At 72.0% G+C, this 19,280-nt stretch carries 15 protein-coding genes, 1 pseudogene and 1 riboswitch; of the genes and pseudogenes, 10 read left to right on the forward strand and 6 right to left on the reverse strand.

Translation table 11 applies throughout. The features are described from left to right. The 3 genes and pseudogenes from ACYVGN_RS11685 to ACYVGN_RS11695 form a co-directional block, all read right to left on the reverse strand. Positions 1-127 (reverse strand): annotated as a pseudogene (locus ACYVGN_RS11685) (IS481 family transposase); the annotation flags it as partial. Positions 128-233: 106 nt separating this feature from the next. Further along, positions 234-2,735: a sigma-70 family RNA polymerase sigma factor gene (locus ACYVGN_RS11690; RefSeq protein WP_460790945.1), complete on the reverse strand. Its 2,502-nt coding sequence runs from the start codon at positions 2,733-2,735 to the stop codon at positions 234-236. A gap of 459 nt (positions 2,736-3,194) precedes the next feature. Beyond that, positions 3,195-4,811 carry a sigma-70 family RNA polymerase sigma factor gene (locus ACYVGN_RS11695; RefSeq protein WP_460790947.1) on the reverse strand — a complete coding sequence of 539 codons (1,617 nt, stop codon included), beginning with the start codon at positions 4,809-4,811 and terminating at the stop codon, positions 3,195-3,197. Between the two features lie 346 nt (positions 4,812-5,157). Further along, positions 5,158-5,241, forward strand: a riboswitch (ZMP/ZTP riboswitch). A gap of 35 nt (positions 5,242-5,276) precedes the next feature. Between ACYVGN_RS11695 and glyA the strand changes: the two genes are divergently transcribed. From glyA to ACYVGN_RS11710, 3 genes are all read left to right on the forward strand, one after another. Then, positions 5,277-6,545: a serine hydroxymethyltransferase gene (glyA, locus tag ACYVGN_RS11700; RefSeq protein WP_460790949.1), complete on the forward strand. Its 1,269-nt coding sequence runs from the start codon at positions 5,277-5,279 to the stop codon at positions 6,543-6,545. 17 nt (positions 6,546-6,562) lie between these two features. Then, a complete protein-coding gene (locus tag ACYVGN_RS11705) occupies positions 6,563-7,444 on the forward strand; it encodes a bifunctional methylenetetrahydrofolate dehydrogenase/methenyltetrahydrofolate cyclohydrolase (RefSeq protein ID WP_460790951.1) in 882 nt (293 codons plus the stop codon). Positions 7,445-7,592: 148 nt separating this feature from the next. Continuing rightward, complete coding sequence (locus ACYVGN_RS11710) at positions 7,593-8,906, forward strand: amidohydrolase family protein (protein WP_460790953.1); 1,314 nt, start codon at positions 7,593-7,595, stop codon at positions 8,904-8,906. Between the two features lie 16 nt (positions 8,907-8,922). Here ACYVGN_RS11710 and ACYVGN_RS11715 read toward each other — a convergent pair whose 3' ends face one another. Further along, on the reverse strand, positions 8,923-9,936 hold the full coding sequence (locus tag ACYVGN_RS11715) for a PDR/VanB family oxidoreductase (RefSeq protein ID WP_460790954.1): 1,014 nt from the start codon (positions 9,934-9,936) through the stop codon (positions 8,923-8,925). A 179-nt stretch (positions 9,937-10,115) separates the two neighbouring features. On the opposite strand from ACYVGN_RS11715, the gene ACYVGN_RS11720 reads away from it, so the two are divergent. The 4 genes from ACYVGN_RS11720 (at position 10,116) to ACYVGN_RS11735 (ending at position 14,299) form a co-directional block, all read left to right on the forward strand. Next, entirely contained in the window at positions 10,116-11,390 is a 1,275-nt protein-coding gene (locus ACYVGN_RS11720) for an amidohydrolase family protein (protein WP_460790956.1), read from the forward strand. Then, complete coding sequence (locus ACYVGN_RS11725; protein WP_460790958.1) at positions 11,387-12,133, forward strand: ABC transporter ATP-binding protein; 747 nt, start codon at positions 11,387-11,389, stop codon at positions 12,131-12,133. The genes ACYVGN_RS11720 and ACYVGN_RS11725 overlap by 4 nt, the downstream gene beginning before the upstream one ends. Then, positions 12,130-13,008 carry an ABC transporter permease gene (locus ACYVGN_RS11730; RefSeq protein WP_343999456.1) on the forward strand — a complete coding sequence of 293 codons (879 nt, stop codon included), beginning with the start codon at positions 12,130-12,132 and terminating at the stop codon, positions 13,006-13,008. Before ACYVGN_RS11725 ends, ACYVGN_RS11730 begins: the two co-directional genes overlap by 4 nt. A gap of 82 nt (positions 13,009-13,090) precedes the next feature. Beyond that, positions 13,091-14,299 carry a substrate-binding domain-containing protein gene (locus tag ACYVGN_RS11735; protein ID WP_460790960.1) on the forward strand — a complete coding sequence of 403 codons (1,209 nt, stop codon included), beginning with the start codon at positions 13,091-13,093 and terminating at the stop codon, positions 14,297-14,299. A gap of 20 nt (positions 14,300-14,319) precedes the next feature. Here ACYVGN_RS11735 and ACYVGN_RS11740 read toward each other — a convergent pair whose 3' ends face one another. Then, the gene (locus ACYVGN_RS11740) at positions 14,320-14,922 is read right to left on the reverse strand and encodes a helix-turn-helix domain-containing protein (protein ID WP_460790962.1); all 603 of its coding nucleotides are present in this window, start codon (positions 14,920-14,922) and stop codon (positions 14,320-14,322) included. Between the two features lie 42 nt (positions 14,923-14,964). On the opposite strand from ACYVGN_RS11740, the gene ACYVGN_RS11745 reads away from it, so the two are divergent. The 3 genes from ACYVGN_RS11745 to ACYVGN_RS11755 are packed head-to-tail and all read left to right on the forward strand — an operon-like array spanning position 14,965 to position 17,710. Then, positions 14,965-16,287, forward strand: a complete 1,323-nt coding sequence (locus ACYVGN_RS11745; RefSeq protein ID WP_460790964.1) for an FAD-binding oxidoreductase — start codon at positions 14,965-14,967, stop codon at positions 16,285-16,287. Then, positions 16,284-17,081, forward strand: a complete 798-nt coding sequence (locus tag ACYVGN_RS11750; RefSeq protein WP_460790966.1) for a creatininase family protein — start codon at positions 16,284-16,286, stop codon at positions 17,079-17,081. The genes ACYVGN_RS11745 and ACYVGN_RS11750 overlap by 4 nt, the downstream gene beginning before the upstream one ends. Before the next feature lie 8 nt (positions 17,082-17,089). Next, complete coding sequence (locus ACYVGN_RS11755) at positions 17,090-17,710, forward strand: pyridoxamine 5'-phosphate oxidase family protein (RefSeq protein ID WP_460790967.1); 621 nt, start codon at positions 17,090-17,092, stop codon at positions 17,708-17,710. A 6-nt stretch (positions 17,711-17,716) separates the two neighbouring features. Here the strand turns inward: ACYVGN_RS11755 and ACYVGN_RS11760 are convergent, their stop codons facing one another. Then, on the reverse strand, positions 17,717-19,174 hold the full coding sequence (locus ACYVGN_RS11760) for a helix-turn-helix domain-containing protein (RefSeq protein ID WP_460790969.1): 1,458 nt from the start codon (positions 19,172-19,174) through the stop codon (positions 17,717-17,719). Positions 19,175-19,280: the final 106 nt, after the last annotated feature.

The following is a 19,280-nucleotide window of genomic DNA, read 5'->3' on the forward strand; positions in this document are numbered from 1 at the left end:
AGCGGTGAGCGCACTGGCGCGAGATGCCCATCTCCTTCGCGACGTGCGCGACAGGACGGCCGGCGAGGACGCGGCGCACGAGAATCAGACGGCCCGCGACAGTGAGCCGCGCATTACGGTGGACCAAGAGAAGGCCTCCACTTCGGTGACGTTAGACACCACCAATCGTGGAGGCCTTCTCCCTACCCGAGTGTCACCAACGTGCCGACCGGGTACAGCTAGGCGAGGCGCGGTCAGCGACTGAGGAGAAGCAGGCGGACGAGCTCGTCGCCGAGCAGTTCGGCGCCGTCGGCCGCGACCACAGCGAATGTGTCGCGGGCGTCGACGCACAGCCCGAGCTCGAGGGGTCGCGTCTCGATCCCGCCGCCCTTGCGCTGGATCACGAGCGTCGCTCCGGCGACGTCGCCGAGGCTCGTGACGAAGTGCTGCTGGCCCGGCGGCACGTCATCGCACAGGCTCGGCGCCGGCGGCGCGGGGGCCAGGTGCCCGGCGACCGCTGACAGCGTCGTGCGGGCCTCGCCTTGCTGTGCCACGGGGGACGTGTACCGGATGCTCAACGTCGCGTCGGCGGCCCACTGCTGCGGAGCGGGGGTCAGTGCGGCGGACGCGAGGCCGGCGGAGTCGAAGCGCACGGTCTGGGCGGCGCCGTCGAAGACGAGCTGCGCCGAGACATCCGGCTCGCCGCTGAGCGGAACCACGATCTCGCCCGGCTGCGCGCCCCGGTTCGCCTGCGCGAACGCGAGCGCCGAGTCGATCAGGATGTCCTGCCCCGCCAGCAGGTCGCCGAGGCTGCGCGTGACGGTGTCACTCGTCTCGGGGTACGTCACGGCGACCGCCAAGTCGAGCGCGTAGCCGTGGACTTCCGGCCCGAGCGTCACGGAGGCGAGTCCCGTGGAATCGAAGCGCACGTCGGCGACGGGCGCGCCGCCGGCGGTCACCGCGGCGACCTCGTCGACCGCGCCGCGCAGGGCGATCCTCACCTCGCCGGACTCCTTCGAGGCTTCGACGCCCACGACCTCGATCGGTGCGAGGTCCGTCGGCGCAACCGGCTCGCTCGTCGTCGGGGGTGTTTCGGGCTCCTCCGGCGCGAGCGCAGCGAGCAGCGCGTCCCGGATCCCCAGGCCGCTCAGCGAGAGGGAGGCGGGTGCGCCCTCTCCGCTGGTGTAGGCGACCTCGAGCGTCACGTCGGCGAGCGCCTGCTCGTGCGTGAGCGACACCACGAGCGTGGCGGTGCCGTCCGGGCCGAGCGTGCCGACGACCGCCGGCTCGGTGCCGGCCATCGCGACGGCCAGCGGCATGCCGACCGACAGTCCGCCGCCGGCCGTGGTCGCGTCCGACAGCGCGTAGACGGCGACCTCGCGATCGGCGTCGCCGCGAACGTCGAGCTCGACCAGGCCGTCGTCGCGCACCCGGGCTCCGTCGAGCTCGAGGTCGAGCGCCTCGACCTCGTCGACGATCTCGTCCGCGACCTCGGTCGGCGCAGGCGCGACGATCTCGACGGCGGGAGCGGCCGAGCGCGTCACCGGTGCGGTGGCACGCGGGGGCACGGGCGCGAGCGTCGGCTTCGGCGCGGGAGCGGCACGGGGCGGCGCGGGCTCCGCGTCGTCCTCCATGGCGTTCGCCAGCACGTCGATGAGGGCGGGGTCGGCCTCGACAGCCGCCGCGGGCGGCGCGGCCTCGTCGGCCGCGGAGGGCGCGGTGGTCGGCGAGGCGCCGCCGGGGTTCAGGGCCGACGCGACCACGGCGCCCGCGACGGCGACGGCGGCCGCCGCGGCGGCGATCAGGCCGCCGACGGTCCACACCGTGCCCGAAGAGCCGGAAGACCCCGAGGAGCCACCCGAGCCGCCCACACCGGCGAGCACGCCGCCGCCGGCGACCACGGCGCCCTCGACGACGCCCGACGGCATCGCCGCCAAGGCGACCAGCGCCGCGTCGTCGCGCTGCAGCGACGCGAGATAGGTGGCGGTGGCGGACACGCCGATCGTGAGGGGGAGCAGCACCAGCGCGAGCCGGCTGCCGACCTCCTTGGCCTCGCTCGCCACGATCGCGCACCGGGCGCACGAGCCCAGGTGGGTGTCGAGGCGCTCGCGCTGCTTCGCGGTGAGGTTGCCGAGCGTGTGCGCGCCGAGGCGCTCGATCGCCCACTGGCACTCGGAGCCGTCCGCGACCGAGTTCAGGTGCGCCTGGATCCATGCCTCGCGCAGACCCTCGCGCGCGCGGAAGGCGAGCTGCGCGACCGCGACCGGCTTCATCCCGAGCAGGGGAGCGATCTCGGCGGGCTTGAGCTGCTCGATCTCGGTGTACCAGAGCACCTCCTGCCAGCGGGTGGGCAGGCTGCGGAAGGCGGTGTGGGTCAGGCTGCGGTCGAGCGCGGCCAGGGTCGCCTCGTCGGTCGACTCGGGGTCCTCGAGCGTCTCGAGCTCGTCGATCGTCTGCTCGCTCTGCGCGCGTCCCCACGCGGCGGCCGTGTTGCGGATCGATGTGAACAGGTACGCGCGGAACGAGCCCGTCGGGCCGCCGCCGCGCTGGATCGCCTGGAAGATGCGCGCGTACGCCTCCTGCACGAGGTCGTCCGGGTCGATCGAGGACGTCACGGAGCGCGCCACGACGACGCCCGAGCGGTAGTGCCGGCGCCACAGCTCGCCGAACGCCTCGCCGTCGCCTGAGCGCGAGCGCAGCACGAGATCCGCGTCGGGCGCGGTCTCGGTGGCGTCGGGAGTCTCGTGGGTGGTCATGATCCTGCTCAGGCGAGGTGAGGGGCGGGTCGGGTGATCATCCGCCACGGGCGCGTCGGGTGCGCGCACACGGATCCCATTGTGTCCCGGACAGGGGTGTCCGCGCCACCGGAGGGCCGGATTATCGGGCGATTCCGGGCTCCAAAGGGTCCTGGCTGGGAGTTCCGAAAAATCTTCCGGAACCCGCGTAATAGATCCGCCTCGACCGCATCTCTTGGGGTGAGAGCACCGATGTCCGCTCCGCGTTGCCGGGGGGCTCGCGGACGGCAAGCGCCCGGGGATGCCCATTCCCAGCGCAACGGGGCTCGAGAGGTTCTCGGGGGAGGGCTCTCGAGCCCCGTTTCTCACGATGGGCCGGTGCGGCACGACCGAGGTGCCGCGCACCGGCCGGGGCAGTGCGGGCGCGGAGGACCTGGGGAGGAACCTCCGCGCCCCGCCCCGAAGCCGCAGAGCCGGCGATCAGCCGATCGGCATCGGGAGGTCGCCGTCCACCTCGAGCTCGACGCCCGGCTGGACCGCGCCGTCCGATGCGCCCACCGTCGCGTCGAGCGAGGCGTCCACGCCCGCGCCGGTCGCACCCTCGACCGCGTCGAGCGCGTCGACGTCAAGCGAGGCGTCGAGGGAGGCGTCGAGCGACCCATCCGGGCTCGGGTCCACGCCGACGACCGCCCCGACCGAGGCCCCGACCGACGCGTCCACGGGCCCGGGCGCCGAGAGGTCTGCCGACGCATCCACAGCCGCCGAGGTGTCCGTGACCTCGACCCCGGCCTGGACCGAGTCGAGCGCATCGACCGCCGCCGAGACGCCGTCCGCGTCGGCCGCCACGTCGACATCGACGACCTCCGCGACCTCCGCCGCGGCGCCGACCTCGGCGGGCGGCGTGGGCGCCGGGCCGGGCGGCACGGGCGATGATGGCGCAGGACCGGACGGAGCGGCACGCGGCACCGAGGGCGAGGAAGCCGGGGGAGCGCTCGCCGCGGGAGCCGTGACCGCCGGCGCCGGCGTCGTCTCCGGCGCGGCCGAGCGCGTGTCGGTCACGCGCGGCGGAGCGGCGGGCTCCGGTGCGGGCGCCTCCTGCACGGCGGCGGTGCCGGACAGCGGTGCGGGCGAGGCCGGCGCAGCGGCGACGGCGCCGCCGACGAGCGCCCCGGCGAGCGTCAGGGTCGCGACCCCGGTGGACACCAGCGCGCCGACCGCGAGCGTTCCCGGTGCGGCGATGGCGAGGGCGCCGACCGGGGCCAGGGCGGCGGGAACCGGCGTGAGAGCCGAGGACATCGCCATGGCGCGGCCCGCCGGCGCGAGGTAGGCCGCAGCGGCGGCAGCGCCCACGAGCGCCGGCAGCAGCGCGGGCGCGAGCTGGATGCCGACCTGGCGCGCCTCCGCCGCGACGCCCGCGCACGGCGGGCATACGTCGAGGTGCGCCTCGACGCGCGCGCGTCGCGAGGCGGTGAGCCTGCCGCGCGCATGCGCTCCGAGCCGCGCGATGGTCCAGCGGCAGTCGGCGCCGTCGCCGAGCGCCGCCACGTGCGCCTGGATCCAGGCCTCGCGCAGCCCCTCGCGCGCGCGGAAGGCGAGCTGCTTGACGGCTCCGGCGGACATGCCGAGCAGGGGAGCGGCGTCGCTCGGGCCGAGCCCCTCGATCTCGCAGTACCAGAGCACCTCCTGCCAGCGCCTCGGCAGGGTGCGGAACGCACGCAGCACCAGGCCGTGGTCGTCGGCCGCGAGCCGTGCGTCCTCCGTCGTCGCCGGGTCGGGCAGCGCCTCGAGCTCGTCGATCGCGGCCGTGTCGTGTCGCGCCCGCGCCCACGAAACGGCCGTGTTCCGGATGGCCGTGAACAGGTAGGCGCGGAACGGTCCCGTGGGGCCGCCGCCGCGGCGCAGGATGCCGAACACGCGCGCGAAGGCCTCCTGCACGAGATCGTCGGCGTCCGTGCCGGCGCCGATCGACCGCGCGACCGTCAGGGCGGCGCCGTGGTGACGCGTCCACAGTGCCGCGAAGGCGGCCGCGTCGCCCGCGCGCGAGCGGCGCACCAGTTCGGCGTCGGAGGGCGACGGATCGGCGGGGCTGGCGTGCACGGCGGACCTGCTTCGGAATGGCCCGGCGGGTGCCGCCGGGTGCGGACCCCTCGATTGTCCCGCTCGCGCGTGGATCTCCCAACGGTGCCCAGGTAGCGCGCGGGCACCTGCGGAGGATTTCTCGGCGAATCGCGTGACCGATCCGGCATCCGTGCGTCTCTCCTCATGAAGACGTCGCCGGACGCGAATGCGAGGGGGATCCGCGTCCGGCTGCACAGCAGCGATTCGGGTTCGGCTGCCGTGCGGGGCCCGGACTGCTCGGGGGAGGAGCTCCGGGCCCCGACTCTTCCGACCGTCCCCTGGCGGGATCAGGTCGTCGCGGCCGGCCGCCCCGCAGCCGCTACACTGGGCGTGTCGCGACTGGCGTTGAGGTGGTGCACCACCGGGAAGCGACCGAGACGGCATTCGACCGCACGCCTGGGCCGATGCGAGCACTTTCTACCCGCACGTCGTCTGGAGATCGCCATGACCGATCCGCTGTTCAACGCCCCCCTCGCCGAGGTCGACCCCGAGATCGCGCAGGTCCTGCAGCGCGAGCTCGACCGGCAGCGCGGATTCCTCGAGATGATCGCGTCCGAGAACTTCGTGCCCGTGTCGGTGCTCGAGTCGCAGGGCTCGGTGCTCACGAACAAGTACGCCGAGGGCTACCCCGGCCGTCGCTACTACGGCGGCTGCGAGGAGGTCGACGTCGCCGAGGAGCTGGCCATCCAGCGCGCCAAGGACCTGTTCGGCGCCGAGTTCGCCAACGTCCAGCCCCACTCCGGCGCCTCGGCGAACGCCGCCGTGCTGCACGCGATCGCGCGCCCCGGCGACACCATCCTGGGCCTCTCGCTCGACCACGGTGGCCACCTCACGCACGGCATGAAGATCAACTTCTCGGGCCGCCTGTACGACATCGTGGCGTACGGCGTCGACCCCGAGACCTCGATGATCGACATGGACGAGGTGCGTCGCCTCGCCGTCGAGCACAAGCCGAAGGTGATCATCGCCGGCTGGTCGGCGTACCCCCGTCAGCTCGACTTCGCCGCGTTCCGCGCGATCGCCGACGAGGTCGGGGCGCTGCTCTGGGTCGACATGGCGCACTTCGCCGGCCTCGTCGCCGCGGGCCTGCACCCGAGCCCCGTGCCGCACGCGCACGTCGTCTCGTCGACCGTGCACAAGACCATCGGCGGTCCACGCTCGGGCTTCATCCTGTCGAACGACCCCGAGATCGCGAAGAAGATCAACTCCGCCGTGTTCCCGGGCCAGCAGGGCGGCCCGCTCATGCATGTGATCGCCGCGAAGGCGACCGCGTTCAAGCTCGCCGCCACCGACGCGTTCAAGGACCGCCAGGAGCGCACGCTGCGCGGTGCGAAGATCCTCGCCGAGCGCCTGTCGCAGCAGGATGTCGCGGACGCCGGCATCACGATCCGCTCGGGCGGCACCGACGTTCACCTGGTGCTCGTCGACCTGCGTAACGCCGCGATCGACGGCAAGCAGGCCGAGGACCTGCTGCACGAGATCCGCATCACGGTGAACCGCAACTCGGTGCCGAACGACCCGCGCCCGCCCATGACCACGTCGGGCCTGCGCATCGGCACGCCGGCGCTCGCGACCCGCGGGTTCGGCGACGCCGAGTTCACGGAGGTGGCCGACGTGATCGCCCTGGCCCTGCAGCCGGGCGCGGACATCCCGGCCCTGCGCGAGCGGGTGGCCCGCCTGGCGGAAGCCTTCCCGCTGTACCCCGGCCTCTGACGGATAGGCTCCGGATCATGCCCGCACAGAAGCTGGATGGAACCGCCACAGCCAAGGCGATCAAGGACGAGCTGACCGAGCGCGTTGCCGCGCTCAAGGAGAAGGGCGTCACGCCCGGCATCGCGACCGTGCTGGTCGGCGCCGACCCGGCGTCGCAGCTGTATGTCGGCATGAAGCACAAGCAGTCGGAGGCGGTCGGGATGAACTCGATCCAGCGCGAACTGCCCGCCGACGCGACGCAGGAGCAGGTCGAGGCGCTGATCGACGAGCTCAACGCCGACCCCGCGTGCCACGGCTACATCGTGCAGCTGCCGCTGCCCAAGCACCTCGACACCGACGCGATCCTCGAGCGCATCGACCCCGCCAAGGACGCCGACGGCCTGCACCCGACCAACCTCGGGCGGCTCGTGCTGAACGTGAACGAGCCGATCGCGACGCCGCTGCCGTGCACGCCGCGCGGTGTGATCGAGCTGCTCACGCGCAGCGGGTACGACCTGAAGGGCAAGCACGTCGTGGTGGTCGGCCGCGGCGTCACGATCGGTCGTCCCATGGGCCTGCTGCTGACGCGCCGCGACGTGAACGCGACCGTGACCCAGGTGCACACGGGCACGCCCGACATGGGGCCGTACCTGCGGCAGGCGGACGTGATCGTCGCCGGTGCGGGCGTCAAGCACCTGATCAAGGCCGAGGACGTCAAGCCCGGTGCGGCCGTGCTGGACGTCGGCGTGACGCGTGAGGCGGATCCCGAGACCGGCAAGCAGAAGGTGTACGGCGACGTGCATCCGGATGTCGCCGACGTCGCGGGGTACCTGTCGCCGAACCCGGGCGGCGTCGGCCCCATGACCGTCGCGCTGCTCATGACGAACGTGGTCGAGGCGGCCGAGCGCTCGATCGCCTAGGAGCCGCGCAGCGCGCCCTCGAGCCCGGTGATCCGGCCGAGCTGGACTCGGACCAACGGAGGCCGGAGGGGGCCGGTGCCCTGGAGCGGGGCACTCCGTCCGGAAACGTGGACCGTGAACAGCACGAGGAGCGTGCTATCAACGGAGCATGCTGAACCTCATCGGCGCTCGCCGCATCCTGGTCGACGCTCGCACCGAGCGGGACGGGCCCCTCGGGATCGGCGCCGACGGCCTGGTGGCCGACGGTGAGGTTCCGGGAGCGGAGACGCTGGATGTCACGGGCTGCGTGCTGACGCCCGGGCTCGTGAACGCCCACCATCACCTGCTGCAGTCGGGCTTCCGCACCCTCCCCGGCACCCGTGGCGTCCCCATGCGGGATTGGCTGCCGGCCATGGCAGCCGCCTACGGCGCAGCCGGAATCGACGCGTCCCTGGTGCATGCCACCGCGGCCGTCGGGATCGCGGAGTCACTGCTGTGCGGTGTCACGACGATCGCGGACCATCACCTGAACTGGCCCGCACCGGATGGTGCCGATCCCGTCGCTCGCACGGTCGCGATGGCCGAGGGCGTCGCCGCGGCGGCCGGGGAGCTGGGGGCTCGGCTGGTGTTCGTGCGGGGATCGGCGCGCGACGATGCGCACGCCGCCGCCGACAGCGCGGACGCCATCGCCGAGCGCCTGCTCGCCCAGGGGCACGAGGGCGGAGTCACGCGGGACGGCAGGCTGCAGGTGGGCGTCGGGCCGGCGGGGGTGCACTCCGACGGGGAGGAGACGTTCCGGCGCCTCGCCGAGGTGGCGCGGCGGCACGGGCTGCGGCGACGCACGCAGGCGAACGAGCAGGTCGACACCGAGGTCGCGCTGCAGCGTCACGGTCGTCGTCCTCTCGACCTGCTCGACGAATGGGGGTGGCTCGCGCCCGACGTCACGATCGCGCACCTGTGCGACGTCACGGACGACGAGATCGCCCTGCTCGCGGAACGGGGGATCACCGCGACGCACGCGCCCGGCTGCGATGTCCCCATGGGCTGGGGCATCGCGCCCGTGGCCCGCCTGCTCCAGGCCGGCATCCCGGTGGGGCTCGGCACCTCGGGTGGCGGCTCGAACGACGCAGGCCACCTGCTCGCCGACGCGCGGCTCGCGATGCAGATCTCGGGGCTGGTCGGCCCGCAGCTTCCGGCGCGCACGGTGCTCGGAATGGCGACGGAGGGCGGCGCGACGGGCCTCGGTCGTGCGGATCTCGGGCAGCTGCGCCCCGGAGCACGAGGCGACGTGTGCGTCTGGGACGTCTCCGGCGTCGCCGACGCAGGGGTGGCCGACCCGATCGCGGGGCTGCTGTGGGCGGCCCCGGGCCGGCGGCCGCGCCACGTGATCGTCGGCGGACGCGTCGTCGTGCGGGATCACCGACTCGTCGCGGCGGACGAGCGTGACCTCGTGCGTGCCCTGAGCGGACGCGTCGGCCGCTGACGCGGCGAGCGAGGACTCAGAGGTCCAGGACGATCCGCGGGCAGGCCGCCCGGGAGACACACACCATCATGACGGCGCCGTCCGCCTGCTCGACCGGCGTGAGCACGGAGTCGCGGTGCTCGATCTCGCCCTCGAGCACCGCCACCTCGCACGTGCCGCACGTGCCGCGGCGGCAGCTCGAGAGCACCATCGCGTCGGGAGCCTGCTCGCGGATCGCGTCGAGCACCGACTGATCCGGGTTCACCGTCACGACCTCGCCGCTGAGCGCCAGCTCCACCTCGAACGGGTCGGGCCATACCGGCTCGCCGAACTCCTTGGCCTCGAAGCGCTCGACGTGCAGGAGCGCGTCGATCCGTGGCGCTGCGAGACCGACGCTCGTCGCACGCTCCGTCACCGCGCCCTCAAGAGCCTCGAGCAGCCGCGCGGGTCCGCAGGCGTAGACGGCCGTGTCCGCGACGACGGCCTCCGCGAAGGCGCGGACGTCGAGGCGGTCTCCCTCGTCGGAGGCGTGGATCCGCACGTGCCCCGGATAGGCCGCACTGAGCTCTTCCGCGAACGCCATGGTGCGCCGGGAGCGCCCGGAGTAGTCGAGGGTCCACTCGGCGCCGGCTGCCTCCGCGATCGCGACCATGGCGCGCAGGGGCGTGATGCCGATGCCGCCCGCGACGAATCGGTAGCGGGTACCGGGGGACACCTCGAACGCGAAGTGGTTGCGCGGCCCGCGCACTCGCAGCCGCTGGCCGACCACGATGTCCTCGTGCAGGCGCACCGAGCCGCCGCGGCCGGCCTCCTCGCGCAGCACAGCGACGCGCCACGTGGACCGATCATCCGGATCGCCGCACAGCGAGTACTGCCGCTCGAGGGCCTCACCGTCCCGCGCGGGAAGGATCAGGTCGATGTGAGACCCGGGCGTCCAGGCCGGCAGGGCGCGCCCGTTCGGGGTGACGAGGTCCAACGCCACGACGCCATCGGCGAGATCCGTGCGCGCCGCGACCACGAGGTCACGCTCCACGTCGCTGAAATAGCTCACGTTCCTCCTCGCATCCCGCCGGAACAGAGGTCTGAGGCGGGGTCCCGGCACGACACGTTACGAGCCCGCAACACGCGCCGACGTGCCCGGTAACACGCCGCGCGTTGAATGCTCTCACACCCAGTGTTGGTCATGCCAACACTGCCAGACGACCCGATCGACGTGAGAAAGCGAGAGCCGTGCGACGCGTCCACCCCCAGGATCTCCGGCCGGGACAGGCGATCGCGACCCTGCGCGGCGTCACGCTGCCGGACGGTTCGAGCACCACGCTGAGCATCGCCGACGGGCGGATCATCGCCCCGCCGGATGCTCCGCTCGCCCCCGCCGTGGCGGCCATCGCGGAGCGGGAGGTGGAGGCGACCGGCTGGCTCCTGCTGCCGCCGGCGGCCGACCTGCATGCCCACATCGACAAGGCCTACACCTGGAGCGCGGCGGGCGAACCAGAAGGCTCACTGGAGGACGCCGTCGCGTGCTGGCGGGCCTTCGGGTCCGCCGTGACGGAAGAGCGGATCGCGCTGAACGCCCGGCGGCAGCTCGACGCGGCGCTACGCGCGGGAGTGACGGCCGTGCGCACGCACGTCAACTATCACGAGGGCGTCGATCCGCTGCGCGGGATCCGCGCGGTGCTCGAGGCGCGCGAGGACTACCGCGGGCTCGTGGACGTCCAGGTGGTCGCGATGCACGACCAATTCCGCGACACGGGCATGATCCGAGAGGCGATCGCCCTCGGGATCGACCTGATCGGCGCCGCGCCCCACCTGAGCACGGATCCGCACGGGGAGATCGACCGCGCCGTGGGGCTTGCGGAGGAGATGGGAATCGGCGTCGATCTCCACACCGACGAGACGCTCGACCCCGAGTCTCTGGACCTGCTCCACCTCGCCCGGCGCACCGCGGATTGGCCCGAAGAGATGACGCGCTCGGCGGGCCACTGTGTGAGCCTCGCCGTCCAGCCCCCCGATCGTCTAGCCGCGGTGCTCGACGCCGCCGCGGAGGCGCGCGTGAGCATCATCACCAACCCCCTCACGAACCTCTACCTGCAGGGGTGGGAGCATCCGGTCGCCACGCCGCGGGCCGTGCCCCCGCTCGCGGCCATCCTCGACGCGGGGGTCGTGCTCGCCGCCGGGGGCGACAACGTGCAGGATCCGTTCAATCCGCTGGGCAACGGCGACATGGTGCACGTCGCGGCCGCGCTCGTCCTGGCCGGCCATCTCGCACCCCGCCGGGCGTGGAACGTGGTGGCGAGGGGCCGGGAGCTGCTCGGACTGGGCTCGGCCGGCGGCGCCGTCGGCGACGACGCGGACATGATCCTCGTGCGCGCCGCGTCGGTGGCGGAGGCGCTCGCCGAGCGGGCCCCCGATCGGATCGTCGTGCGCCGGGGCCGCGTCGTCGCGACCCGACTGACCGCGTCCGACGTGGTCCCCGTCTCCACCAGGAAGGAGGTAGCGCTATGAGTGCCACCGCCACCATCCCGACGCTCCGTCTGGACGATGTGACCAAGGAGTTCGCGACCGGCACCCGCGCGCTCGCCGGTGTGAGTCTCTCCGTCTCGCGCGGCGAATTCGTGTCGGTCGTCGGGCCGTCCGGCTGCGGCAAGTCCACGCTCCTGCGGCTCGCGTCGGGCCTCGACGACGTCAGCCAGGGAACGCTCGAGGTCGACGCCGCCGTGACGAGCTTCGTGTTCCAGGATGCGACCCTGCTCGAATGGCGATCCGCCCAGAAGAACGTCGAACTCGTCGGCGAACTCGCGGGGGTGCCGGCCGCGGAGCGCGCCCGCCGCGCTCGTGAGGCGCTGGCGCTCGTCGGCCTGGACGGTTTCGAGAAGCAGCACCCGCGCCAGCTCTCCGGCGGCATGCGCATGCGCGTCTCCATCGCGAGGGCCCTCGTCGCCGAGCCGCAGCTCGCGCTCTTCGACGAGCCGTTCGGCGCGCTCGACGAGATCACGCGGCTCAAGATGCAGACCGAGCTGCAGCGGATCTTCCAGCTGAAGTCCTTCGCCGCGATGTTTATCACGCACTCCATCTCGGAGGCGGTGTACCTGTCGAGCCGCGTGCTCGTGATGAGCGGCCGCCCTGGCCGCATCGTGGACGACATCGAACTGCCCTGGTCGTACCCGCGGCCGCCCGAGCTGCGGTACGAGCCAGAGTTCGGCCGCATCGCCGGACACATCTCGAAGGCACTGGAGGAGCACTCGTGAGCGACGAGGCCATCATGACCCGCGAGCCGATGGCGATGGCCCCCGCTCGCGAGAACGCACCGCGCGAGGTCACATCCTTCGCCAAGGTCGCAGGTGCGACAGGATCCCGCGCGCTGCCCATCGCACTGGCCCTCGTCGGCATCGTCGCGATCTGGTACGCGGTCTCGTACGTGCTGCTCAGCGAGGACCGCCGATTCCTCCTCCCGCCGCCGCATCAGGTGTTCGCCGAGACGCTCGGAAACCCCCAGGTCATCGGTCCCATGCTCGAGGCGCTCGGCCAGACCACCGCGGTCGCACTGATCGGGCTCGCCCTCGCCGTGGTGATCGGGATGGGCTGGGCGATCCTGATGTCGCAGTCGACGCTGGCGGAGAAGATCCTCTATCCCTACGCGGTCATCCTGCAGACGATCCCGATCCTCGCGCTCACACCCCTGATCGGGATCTGGATGGGGTACGGGATCCCGGCGCGCATCGTCGTGTGCGTGATCATCGCGGTGTTCCCGATGATCTCGAACACGCTCTTCGGGCTGCATTCGGCCGAGGCGTCCGCGCACGATCTCTTCACGCTCAACAAGGCCACCCGATGGCAGCGGCTGACGAAGCTGCAGCTCCCCGCCGCGATCCCGTCGATCTTCACCGGTCTGCGCAACGCGGCCGGGCTGTCCGTCATCGGCGCGATCGTGGGCGACTTCTTCTTCCAGCAGGGCTCCCAGGGCATCGGCGGGCTGCTGCGCACGTACACGCTGCGGCTCAACATGGAGTCCCTCTTCCTGGCGATCATCTTCACCGCGCTCTTCGGCGTCGTCGTCTTCTCGATCTTCGCGGCCCTCGACCGCGCGGTCGTCGGTCGCCTGTTCGGCTGGAAGAAGCGATGAGCCGACGCCGAACCGCTCGCCGTCCGCGGCGCGCCTGATCCGTCCCACCCCGAGAACACAGCCAACCCCACAGGAGGAACCCGTGCCCACCACTTCCGTCGCCGCGCGGACGCGCCGCGCGCTCGCCGCAGGAGTCGTCCTCTCCACCGCCATAGGCCTCGCGTCGTGCGCGGGCGCCGCCCCCGCCGCCGCGCCCAGCGGCGGCTCCGCGAGCAGCGCCCCGGCCGCCGAGGCCGGAAGCGCGCTCGATCTGTCGGACGTCTGCCCCGCGACCGTCGTGATGCAGCAGGACTGGCAGCCCGAGGCCGAGCACGGCGCCATGTACAACCTCGTCGGCGACGACTACACGGTCGACACCGACACCAAGACCGTGACCGGCTCGCTCGTCGCGCAGGGAGTGGACACGGGCGTCGACATCGAAGTGCGCCCCGGCGGCCCGAACGTCAACTTCCAGCCCGTGCCGGCGCTGATGTACCTCGACCCCGACATCCTGCTGGGCGCGGTCACGACCGATGCCGCGATCGTCGCGGCGGCGGACCAGCCCACCGTCGCGGTCGCGTCGCAGCTCACCTGGAGCCCGCAGATCCTGATGTGGGACCCCGAGAGCCACGACGGCGCGCAGACCATCGAGGAGGCGACGGCCGACGGCGCGATCGTCGTCACGGCGGGCGACGTCATCCCGTCGCTGCTGCGCTCCCAGGGCATGATCGACGATTCGCAGATCGACACGAGCTATGAGGGCACGCCGCAGCGGTTCGTGTCCGACCCGACGATCCTCCAGCAGGGTTTCGCCACCGCCGAACCGTACATCTACGAGAACGAGATCCCGGAATGGGGCAAGCCGGTGGGCTACCAGCTGCTCTCGGAGATCGGCTGGTCGGTGTATCCGGAGCCGCTGGCCGTGCGCCCGGAGGCGATCGAGGAGCACGGCGACTGCCTCGAGAAGCTGATCCCGATCATGCAGCAGTCGCAGCTCGACTTCCTCGAGGAGCCCGACAAGGCCATCGCCCTGATCCTCGACCTGGTGGAGCAGTACGACACCGGATGGACCTACTCCGAGGGCGTCGCAGAGTACTCCGTGCAGCAGCAGCTCGATCTCGGCCTGGTGGAGGACGACCCCGCCTCCGGCGTCTTCGGCGCCTTCGACCCCGAGCGCATGCAGACGATCGTCGACGACTTCGTGCCGTTCCTGGTCGACGCGGGCAGCATCAGCCAGGCCGACGCCGATGCGATCGACGTCGAGTCGCTCTACACGAACGACTTCCTCGACACGTCCATCTCGATGGAGTGACGCGGCCGGTGGCGCGCCCCTCAGCGGCTGTGCTGCTGCTCCTTCACGACGAGGACACGGCAGCTTCCGCCCTCCGGGGTGCGCCACCGGTGGCGGATGCCGCTCTCGTAGTAGGTCGCATCGCCCGCGCGAAGAAGGACCTCGGTGTCGCCGAGCGACACGATGACCTCCCCTTCGAGCACGTAGAGGAACTCCTCCTCGTCGTGCTGCCACCAGGCGCCGTCATCGAACGCGCCCGAGAAGATCATCGGAAGGAAGCGTGCACGATGCTGCGCGAGAACGGCCAGGGGCCCGGTCCCCGCGTCAACCGGCGACCCCGACTCCTGCCGGTAGACGTAGTACGCCCCCTCGGGACGGTCCGGTGGATCCTCCGTGAGCAGATCCTGCTGGGTCGTCCCCAGGGCGCGCGCGATGCGGAACAGGGACGCCATGCTGAGCCGCTCGAGGCCGCGCTCCACCTGACTCAGGAACGAGTGCGACAGCTCCGCCTCCGCGGCCGCCTGCGTCAGCGTCATTCCCCGGCGCTGACGCAGCGCCCGGATCCGCGCGCCCAGCGCGCGCGCCGACTCGTCCACGTCCGTGGCCCGGCCCGGTGCAGCCGAGCCCTCGGTCGCGTCTGTCATGGCTGAAGATTACCGGCCGCCCCATCGCCCAGGAGGACACACATGACCCCGCCCGACTACTCGGCTCTCGAATCCGACCTCGCCCGGCTGCTCGGACCACGCGGCGTCAGCAGTGACCTGCGACAGCGGGAGAAGGCCTCCGTCGACGGCGCACGGATGTCGCCGATCATCGCCGAGCTGCTGCCCCTCGGCGTCGCCGATCTCGTGGCGTTCCCGACGTCGGCCCAGGAGATCGCCGCGGTCGTGAAGCTCGCGGTCGACCACGGAGCCCCGATCACTCCCCGCGGCAAGGGGACCGGGAACTACGGGCAGGGCATCCCGATGCCGGGCGGCCTGGTGATCGACACGTCGCGGGCTCGCGCCATCGTCGAGATCGGGGACAACACGATCACGGCGGAAGCGGGAGCGACCATGTCGGCGCTCGAGCAGGCCGCGCGGGCGGCCGGTCGCCAGCTGTGGATGTACCCCTCCACGGTGCATTCGACGATCGGCGGGTTCCTCGCAGGCGGCTCAGGCGGCACCGGGACGATCGCGCACGGCAGCAACCACATGGGTTTCGTCGTCGCGCTCGACGTCGTCACACCCGCCTCCGGAGGTCGGCTCATCCACGTGGAGGGGGACGAGGCCCTCGGTTACGTGCACAACTACGGGACGGCGGGGATCATCGCGCGCGCGACCGTCCGCATCGAGCCGCTGCAGGACTGGCGTGGACTGTACGCGTCCTTCGAGACGTTCGCGGGCGCGCTGTCGGTGCTGCGCGCGCTCGGGCGGCTCCGTCCGACTCCGCGGCTGGTCTCGGCGGACCCTCCACACATCACGGCGCAGCTGCCGCCGGACCCCGCCTTTCCCGAGGGACGCGCCTCGCTGCGCATGATCGCGGATGCCGAGACCGTCGCCGAGGCGACCGCCGTCATCGAGGGCGCGGGAGGTCGCGTCGAGGACGTGCGTGAGGGGCCCGGAGTGTCGGCCGCACTGTCGGTGCTGAGCTACAACCACCCGATCGAATGGCTGCAGAAGTCGGAGCCCGGCGTGTACTTCCATGTCGAGGTGTCGGGGGATGCGCTGGTCGAGCGCATCGACGAGGTGCAGGCCGTCTACCCCGGCGGCATGCTGCACATCGAGGCGGGGCACACCGTGCCGATCGGAATGCTCGCGGGCATCTACGAGAGCCCCGAGGCGGTCTATGCCGGCATCGACCGGCTGACGTCGCTCGGCGTCGGCGTCCACAGCCCCCACCAATGGAACGTCGATTTCCGCCTGGCGGAGACGGTGGCGCTCGCCGCGGAGACCGATCCCGCGCACCTGCTCAACCCCGGCAAGCTCAACCCCGACTATCGGGGGCCCGTCAAGGGAGCGATCCGATGACCGATGCACACCTTCCCCCGACCCGTCGGTGGGACGACCTCGCCGGCCCGTCGCTCGTCGCCGCGACCTCGGAGCGCTCGGTCGCGGTGGTGCCCATCGGCGCGATCGAGCACCACGGGCCGCACCTTCCCCTGCGCACGGACTCCCTCGTGGCCGAGGCGGTGGCCACCGCCGCGGTCGAGCGCGCCGTCGCGGCAGGGATCGACGCGTGGCTGCTTCCGACCATCACGTACGCGAAGTCGGACGAGCACCACTGGGCCCCCGGCACGCTGTGGATCGAGGGCACCACCCTGCTCGATCAGCTGATCGAGCTCGGCCGGGCGATCGCCATGACCCCCGTGAAGACCATCGCGTTCGTGAACGGCCATGGCGGCAACGTCATGCTGCTCGGCTGGGCGAACCGCGAGCTCCGCCGCCGCTTCGGGCTGCGCTCGTTCTCCATGCCGTCCGGGGCGGGAACCGCGGGCGACGGACGGGACGGCCGGCCCGACGAGCTCGGGCAGGGGATCCACGCGGGGTTCGGGGAGACGTCGCTCATGATGCACCTCGCTCCCCATCTGGTCGCTCCGGTCCTGCCGCCACGGAACGTGCCCGAGAGGATCGCGGCGATGACGCACATCGGCTTCAACCGCAAACCCGTGATGTTCGGCTGGACGAGCGACGACTTCGGCCCGACGGGCGTGATCGGCGATCCCACGGGCGCGAACGCCGCGCACGGAAAGGTGCTGTTCGAACAGGGCGTCGCATTCGTCAGCGAGGCGCTGGCTGAGATCGATCGTTTCGAATTCGCGTAGGGAGACGCATGGAGAGCACTCCGGATCCGACGGCCGGGTGGGAGCGGAACCCGGTGCATGCGGACGCCACGCCGCCGCATCCCGCGGGCCTCGTGCGGTCGTGGCTTCCGGGGGCGGGGGCGGATGCAATGCTCATGACCGTCTCGACCGTGGACGCCGAGGGGTGCCCACGCGCGCGCACGGTGCGCCTCACGGGCTACGACGGCGAACGGTTCCTCTTCCATACGGATGCACGAAGCAGCAAGGTCGCCGAGCTCGCAGCCGAGCCCAGGGTCGCGCTGACCCTCCTCTGGGCGGAGGACGCGCGGCAGCTCGTCGTCCAGGGCACAGTCCGCGCCACCACCGGCTCCGAGCGGGATCGCGCCTACGAGGCCCTGCCGCCGTACCTCAAGCAGCTCGCGTGGCTGAACTCCCCGGAGTACGCGACGCTCTCGCTCGCCGAGCGCGAGCGACGGTGGGCCGACTTCGCGCGGGAACACCCTGACCCGCCCCAGCCGCAGACCTGGACGGGCTTCGCGGTCACCCCGCACCGCCTGATGTTCTGGGCGTCGACCGGACGAGCCGCGAGTCGTCGCCTCGAGTACACGCGCGGCTCGGACGGCTGGGACGTGCGCCACCTGCCCGGCTGAACCCGGTCAGGCGCTCTGGTGGCGGTCGAGGAACTCGTAGACCGCGGTCTCGTCGACGCCGGGGAACTGGCCGCGGGGGAGCGGCGCGAAGATGTGCGTGTGCACGCGCGCGCTCGGCCACGCGCGGCCCTTCCAGCGGGCCGACTGGTCGGCCGGGGCGCGACGGCAGCAGCTCTCCTCGGGGCACGTCGAGATCTCGCGGTTCTGCGTCTCGCGGCCGCGCCACCACTTGGCGTCGTCGAAGCGCACGCCCACCGTGATGGAGAACCCGCCCCGGTCGCTCGTGCCGGTCTGCGTGGAGCACCAGAACGTGCCGGCCGGGGTGTCGGTGTACTGATAATGCTCGGTCGTGCGGTTCTGCTGATCGAACGCGTCGCGCGCCGCGAACTTGCGGCACACGATCTGGCCCTCGACCGATCCGGTCACGTCCTCGGGCAGCGGCAGGCCGTCGTTCTCGTACACGCGCTCGATCTGCCCGGCCTCGCCCACACGCAGGAAGTGCAGCGGCATGCCCAGGTGCTGCGTCATCAGGTTCGTCATGCGCATGGCGGCCGCCTCGTGCGTCACACCGAACGCGTCGCGGAAGTCCTCGACCGCGAGGTTGCGGTCCTTCTTCGCCTGCTGCAGGAACGCGACCGAGTTGGCCTCGGGCATGAGACAGCACGCGGCGTAGTAGTTGATCTCGAGGCGCTGCTGCAGGAAGTCGGCGTACGACGTGGGCGGCTTGTGGCCGAGCAGGCGATGCGCCATCGCCTGCAGCGCCATCGACCGCAGGCCGTGCCCGCCGGGGATCGACGCGGGCGGCAGGTAGATCCGGCCGTTCTCGAGATCCGTGATCGATCGGGTCGACGGCGGCAGGTCGTTCGCGTAGATCAGCTCGAACCCGAGCTGCTCGGCCATGATGCTGACGGTGCGGTGCGTCAGCGCGCCCTGGGTGTGGCCGGCGGCCTTGAGCTGCTTCTCGGCGAGCTGCTCGAGCTCGGGCAGGTAGTTGTTCAGGCCGCGCATGCGCAGCCGCAGCTCGGTGTTCGCGCGGCGGGCCTCCTCCGGCGTCGCGATCGCCTCGCTCTCGCGGCGCTGCAGCTCACGGTGCAGGCCGAGCACCGACTCGATGGTCTCGTCCGACAGCGTCTTCGTGACCTTGATCGGGGGGATGCCGAGACTGCGGAACAGCGAGCTCGACTGCGCCTTCTCGAGCTCGATCTCGAGCGCGGCACGGCGGTTCGGCGGCTCGCCCGAGATGAGGTCGGTCACCGCCGTGTGGGTCGCGGCGGCGATCGACTGCAGCAGCGACAGCTTGGGCTCCCGCTTGCCGTTCTCGATCAGGCTGAGCTGGCTGCCTGCCACGCCCACGGCCGCGCCGAGCTCGTCGAGCGTGAATCCCTGCTGCAGGCGGTAGTGCCGGATCCGGTGGCCGAGCGTCTTCAGCTCGATCCCGCTCTTGTGATCGTCACGAGGGGTCATTCCTTGATCCTATCTAAAGATTACGGATTCTTCTACTCCGATTGGTCGGAAAGGAGCGCCTGAGCGGGGTCATCCTGGAGAAGTCCCCCGCAACCCTCTTGGTTAG

The sequence above is a fragment of the Microbacterium lacusdiani genome (genome assembly GCF_054779895.1).